The organism is Ideonella sp. B508-1, from assembly GCF_000333615.1.
GTDB lineage: Bacteria > Pseudomonadota > Gammaproteobacteria > Burkholderiales > Burkholderiaceae_C > Ideonella.
This window is the reverse complement of sequence record NZ_BADL01000287.1, coordinates 1-5,495: the sequence shown is the minus strand read 5'-3', so window position 1 is coordinate 5,495 and position 5,495 is coordinate 1. Positions and strand designations below refer to the sequence as shown.

Below are 5,495 nucleotides of genomic sequence, written 5' to 3'. Positions count from 1 at the left end.
CGGCGGGCGGACGGCGCGCCAGGAAGACGGCGTCCGGCGTGGCCTCTGCCCAGTGCAGGAGGCGCTCGGTATAACGTCGCGGATAGGGGCCGAGCGGCTCCTTCAGGCGCATGCGCAGCGTGCCGTCGCCACCGCGTTGCACCTCGCAATCAATCGGCCCCAGGCGCACCGGCCGGAAAGGGGCATCGTCCCAGGGTTCGACTTGCTTCATCCAGGTGTCTCCAGCCCGTCCGGCGCCTCAACCAGCCGCCAAAGTAGATCCTATATGTGAACGCTGTACTATAATATAAACGCTCGATTCCGCAAAGCCGATTCAAAACAGTCACAGGAGCCCGCATGCCCGACATCCTCTTCGAACGCTCGCCGGACGGCATCGCCGTCTTGACGCTGAATCGTCCCGACGCCCTGAATTCGTTCAGCTTCGCGATGTACGAGGAACTCATCGCCGTGCTCGAAGGCCTGAGGCACGACGCGCAGACGCGCGTCGTGATCCTCACCGGCGCCGGCCGCGCCTTCTGCGCGGGCCACGACCTACGCTCCGGCGGCAGCGCGCCATGGGTGGAGGCGAACCTGGGCAAGCCCTACCTGAACAAGCATTCGATCACGCGTATCGCGCAGATCCCGCTGTTGATGCGCTCGATCCCCCAACCGGTGATCGCCGCCGTCAACGGCGCGGCGGCCGGCCTGGGTTTCGCGTTCGCGCTGGCCGCGGACATGTGCCTGGCGGCGCGCTCGGCCAAGTTCGTCAACTCTATCCACAACGCCGGCACCGGTCACGAACTGGGCATGAGTTGGATGCTGCCGCGCGCCGTGGGCACCCAGCGCGCGGCCGAGATCCTGCTGACCGCGCGGCCGGTGCTGGCCGACGAAGCGGAACGCATCGGCCTGGCGCTTCGCGCCGTGGACGACGACAAGCTCCTCGCCGAGGCGCGCGCGCTGGCCGAATCGATGTGCGCCAACGTGCCGCTGGGCGTGTGGCTGACCAAGCAGTCACTGTGGCTGAACCAGGGGGTCGCCAGCCTAGAGGCGGCCTGCGAGATCGAGGCCCGCGCAGTCTTCATCGCGCAGTCGTCGGAGGACGCCGCGGAGAAGCGCAAAGCATTCGTGGAGAAGCGCCCGCCCGCATTCCGCAACCGATGACGCTTTGACGCGAGGCCGGTCCGCTGATGAAGAGCCCCCCCATGACCTCTCCCACCACACCCACCGATCGCCCCCTCCTCGTGACGGGGGCCACCGGCGCCCAGGGCGGCGCCACCGCGCGTGCGCTGCGCGCGGCGCGACGCAGGGTGCGCGCACTCGTGCGCGATCCGGACTCGCCCGCCGCGCGCGCGCTGGCCGCCTCCGGCGTCAAACTCGCCCGCGGCGACCTCGGCGACCCCGCCAGCCTCGATGCCGCACTGGCCGGCGTCGAGGGCGTCTTCTCGGTGCAGGTCCCCGATGCGACGCCCACCGACAGGGAGCGCCGTCACGGCTTCGCGCTGGTCGAGGCCGCGCGCCGCGCCGGCGTCGCGCAATTCGTCCACACCTCGGTCTGCGAAGCGGGACGCCACACCGGTTTCCCGCACTGGGGAGAAGGCCGCTGGACGGAGAAGTACTGGACCGACAAGTGGGACATCGAGCAGGCGGTTCGCGCCGCCGGCTTCGCGCACTGGACCGTGCTGAAGCCCGCGTTCATGATGGACAATTTCGCGCAGCCCAAGGCGCGGTTCATGTTTCCGCATTTGCGCGAGGGCCGCCTGCTCACCGCGCTGCATCCGTCGACCCGCATGCAGCTGATCGCGGCCGAAGACATCGGCACCTTCGCCGCCGCCGCGTTCGCGCGCCCTGCGGAATTCGACCGCCAGGACATCGACCTCGCCGCCGAGGCCCTGACGATGGGCGAAGTCGCCGCGGCGCTGTCCGAGGTCACCGGGCGCCGCGTCGCGGCGCAGGCCCTGTCGCCCCAGGAGGCGCTGGCCGCGGGGCTGTTTCCCGGCTGGGTCCGCTCGCAGGAGTGGACCAACCTCGCGGGCTACCGCGCCGACATCGACGCCTGCCGCCGCCGCGGCATCCCCCTGACCGCCTTCGCCAGCTGGGCCCGCCGACACGGCGAGGCCCTCCTCGTCGACGCCTGACCCAGGCGCCGAGCACCCGGGTCGACGGCGCGCCTCACAACATGCCGCGATCCTTCGCCGTCTTGACCTGCTCGCCCAGCAGGCCACGTTCGCGCAGCACGGCGACGGTGGCCTCGATGGCCTCGGCCACGGCCGGGAAGCCGCAGTAGGGGATGGCCTGGATCAGCACTTCCTGAAGCTCCTCCACGGTCAGACCGTTGTTGAGGCCGGCTCGCACATGGTTCTTCAACTCGTTGGGCTTTCCGGTGCCGATCAGGATGCCCAGCGTCACCAGGCTGCGCTCGCGCCGCGGCAGCCCGGGCCGCGACCAGACCGAGCCGAACGCCGTCTGCAACGCAATCGACGCGCAGTCCGCGGCGAAGCCCCCGGATGCCGCCGAGGCCTGAATGCCGGCACCGAACTGCTCACCCAACATCTCGGTGACCAGCTGCACGCCCCTCCTGTAGTGCACGCTCTGTTCGAAGTCGCTCGAAACCGCCATGGTCTTGCCTCCTTGGACTCTTCTTCAGGGATGGCGCGAAGTGCTCTTTCCATTTCGCGGACGCCGTCATACCACTATGCGTCTTGTTCTATTTTACGAACAATATTCAAAAATAAGCAAGCCATGAATGACCTCACCGACGCGAGACCTTCCATGCCATACACCCTTCCGAAAGAAGTCGGGCAGTTGTTCGACCGCCAGGAGATCCACGACTGCCTCGTGCGCTACTGCCGCGGCGTGGACCGCTTCGAGCGGCCCTCAGACATCCGGCTGCGCCTGCACCGCATCGCCCGGCTCCGGCCGCACGTCCACGAGAGAGACGCCGGCGCCGCGACCGTCGAAGCGTGCGTACAGGAAATCGAGGACGACCCGCACCTTGGCCGGCAGGTGCTCCCGATGGGGATAGTTGACGTAGATGCTCAGCTTGTCGTGCGGTGCGGTGTGCAACCGGTAGTGCGGAAGCACCCGCACGAGACGCCCGGACTCCAGGTAGGGCTTGACGATCAGCTCCCAACTGGGCGCGATGCCGGCGTCACACAGGGAGGCCATCAGGCTAGCGTCCAACTGCCCGGACACGGTCAGCGAGCCCTGCGGATGGTGCACATGGCGCTGGGCGGCGCCCCGCGCAGCGTCCTGCGGCGCCGCCGGATCGAGCTGCAGGTCCCACACGGCCAGCCCCGCGGCCGTGCGGATCCCGATGCAGTCATGCGCGTCGAGTTCTTCCGGTGTCGCCGGCAGCCCGCGCCGCCCCGCATAGCCGGGGCTCGCGACGAGGACCAGTGAGTATTCGCACAGCAGGCGCGAGATGTGGGTCGTCTCCCGGCCGCGCCCGTACTGCAGGCGCACGTCGATCCCATATTCCACCAGGCTGGGCGGGACCTCGTCGAAGCTGACCTCGAGGCGGATCGCCGGATACAGCCGCGCGAAGTCGGCCATCAGCGGCATCAGGCAGTAGCGGCCGAAGGTCGGCGTCACCGAGATGCGCACCAGTCCGCGGGGCGCGGTGCCCGCGTCGCGGACATTGGCCACAGCCTCGTCGATCCCCGCCAGCAGCGGGTCGACCCGATCGAACAACACGCGCCCTTCCTCCGTGAGATGCAAGCGGCGCGTCGTCCGCGTGAACAAGCGAACGCCCAGGTCCTCCTCGAGGCGCGCGATGCTCTTGCTGATGGCCGGTGGCGTCACTTCCAACTGGAGCGCTGCGCCGTTGAAGCTGCCGCTGCGCACGGCATGGATGAAAGGCAGCAATTTCTGCAGGTCACGCACTTTGGATTGGTGAAGCGAATTCACTTGATAAGTTGCCATGAGTGATGAGTGTGAACGCCGCGCGGAGCCAACAATGAAGGCAAGACAAGAACCATCATCAGCGATGGCCGATGGAGACAAGGGGTCCGCGACCCGCGAGGATTCTCTGATGCTAGCGAGCAATAGGCCTTCTTGGGCGCGGGAGAACGATGCTGCCCGCAGCAGTCGGTCAGCACGACCGCATCGCCCGTGTCATTCGCCACGCCTGATCGACGGAACGCGCTCCTCTGCGAAAGGCCTCTGATGAATACACTCCGGCTCACCGAGATGTTTGGGCTCGATGGCAAAGTCGCCGTCGTCACCGACAGCGGCGCCCTGTCAAGCGTCGACGTCGCGCCCGTGCTGGCCGATGCCGGCGCCACCGTCGTGATTGCCGACCGTGACGCCGCCAGCGCAGCCGCGCTGGCCGAACGCATCGTCGCCGCCGGTGGCCGCGCGCAGGCCATCGCCACCGACATCGAGGACGAGGCACAGGTGAAGGCGCTGTTCGCCCAGGTCGGCGCGCGCTACGGCCATCTCGACATCCTCGTCAACTGCGCCGGCGCCACCGCCAACCAGCCCCTGCTGGAGACCACCACCGAGCTGTTCGACGCGATGCTCTCGGTCAACCTGCGTTCGGTCTTCTGGTGCATGCGGGAGGCCGTCCGGCTGATGTTGGACAACGGGGGCGGACGCATCGTCAACATCACCACGATGGGCGCACTGCACCCGGTCCTCCATGGCAACCAGGCCTACGGCTCGGCGCGCGCCGGGGTGACGATGCTGACGAAGACGACCGCGATGGACCACGCGAAGGACGGCATCCTGGCCAATGTCGTGATGCCGGGGGCGATCGGCGGCAAGGTCCGCTTCCACGACCAGACCCGCCAGGCGATGGCGGCCGGCTACCAGCTGAGCGGCCCCGCCGTGGACGCCCAGCGCCGCCTGCCGCTGGGCATGGGCAGCGGGGCCGACATCGCCAGCGCCGTCCTCTATCTCGCCGGCCCCGCCGGCCGCTACATCACCGGCCAGGCGATCGTCCTGGACGGCGGCTTCCTCTCGGCGTGAGCGCCAGGCCACGCATCGCAGAAACGGAGACCCCATGAACGAGAAGCTCGAGCACGTACCCCCCCATGTTCCGTCGCACCTGGTGATCGACTGGGACTTCAACCGCATCCCCGGCGCCGAGATCGACACGCACCTCGCCTGGAAACGGCTGCACGAGGGGCCGGACGTGGTGTGGACCCCCTATTACGGCGGCCACTGGATCGCGACACGCGCCGAGGCGATCCGGCAGATCCAGACCGAGCACGAGACCTTCTCGCACGAGGTGTTTTCCCTTCCGCGCGTGCCCAAGACGCTGCCCTTCGTGCCCATCGAGCTCGACCCGCCGCGCCATGGCGACTACCGCCGCATCCTGAATCTGGCGTTCTCGCCCAAGGTCGTGGCCCGCCTCAAGGACGACATCCGCGCGCTGGCTGTCGAACTCGTCGATCGCGTGCGATCCGCCGGGCGCTGCGACTTCGTGACCGACTTCGCGCGCCATTTCCCGATCACGATCTTCCTGCGGCTCGTGGAGCTGCCGCTGTCCGAGCGCGAGCGCTTCCTGGGCTGGC

Annotated in this window: 6 protein-coding genes and 1 pseudogene; 4 read left to right on the top strand and 3 right to left on the bottom strand. The window is 68.3% G+C overall.

The genetic code is table 11. The features are described 5' to 3' along the window. Nucleotides 1–211: hypothetical protein (locus tag I73_RS12045; protein ID WP_026096639.1), on the bottom strand; the 211-nt coding region annotated here is incomplete at its 3' end. A 125-nt stretch (nt 212–336) separates the two neighbouring features. On the opposite strand from I73_RS12045, the gene I73_RS12040 reads away from it, so the two are divergent. Together I73_RS12040 and I73_RS12035 are read left to right on the top strand one after the other, a co-directional pair. Then, on the top strand, nt 337–1,140 hold the full coding sequence (locus I73_RS12040; RefSeq protein WP_022980841.1) for an enoyl-CoA hydratase/isomerase family protein: 804 nt from the start codon (nt 337–339) through the stop codon (nt 1,138–1,140). 41 nt (nt 1,141–1,181) lie between these two features. Then, nucleotides 1,182–2,114 carry an NmrA family NAD(P)-binding protein gene (locus I73_RS12035; RefSeq protein ID WP_022980840.1) on the top strand — a complete coding sequence of 311 codons (933 nt, stop codon included), beginning with the start codon at nt 1,182–1,184 and terminating at the stop codon, nt 2,112–2,114. A 34-nt stretch (nt 2,115–2,148) separates the two neighbouring features. Here I73_RS12035 and I73_RS12030 read toward each other — a convergent pair whose 3' ends face one another. Next, nucleotides 2,149–2,547 (bottom strand): carboxymuconolactone decarboxylase family protein, encoded by a 399-nt coding sequence (locus I73_RS12030; RefSeq protein WP_234409489.1) that lies wholly within the window; start codon nt 2,545–2,547, stop codon nt 2,149–2,151. A 306-nt stretch (nt 2,548–2,853) separates the two neighbouring features. After that, the gene (locus tag I73_RS27590; RefSeq protein ID WP_234409488.1) at nt 2,854–3,900 is read right to left on the bottom strand and encodes a LysR family transcriptional regulator; all 1,047 of its coding nucleotides are present in this window, start codon (nt 3,898–3,900) and stop codon (nt 2,854–2,856) included. Nucleotides 3,901–4,143: 243 nt separating this feature from the next. Here I73_RS27590 and I73_RS12020 point away from each other — a divergent pair, with 243 nt between their 5' ends. Next, nucleotides 4,144–4,947: an SDR family NAD(P)-dependent oxidoreductase gene (locus I73_RS12020; protein ID WP_026096637.1), complete on the top strand. Its 804-nt coding sequence runs from the start codon at nt 4,144–4,146 to the stop codon at nt 4,945–4,947. Between the two features lie 34 nt (nt 4,948–4,981). Beyond that, nucleotides 4,982–5,495, top strand: a pseudogene (locus I73_RS12015) (cytochrome P450); the annotation flags it as partial.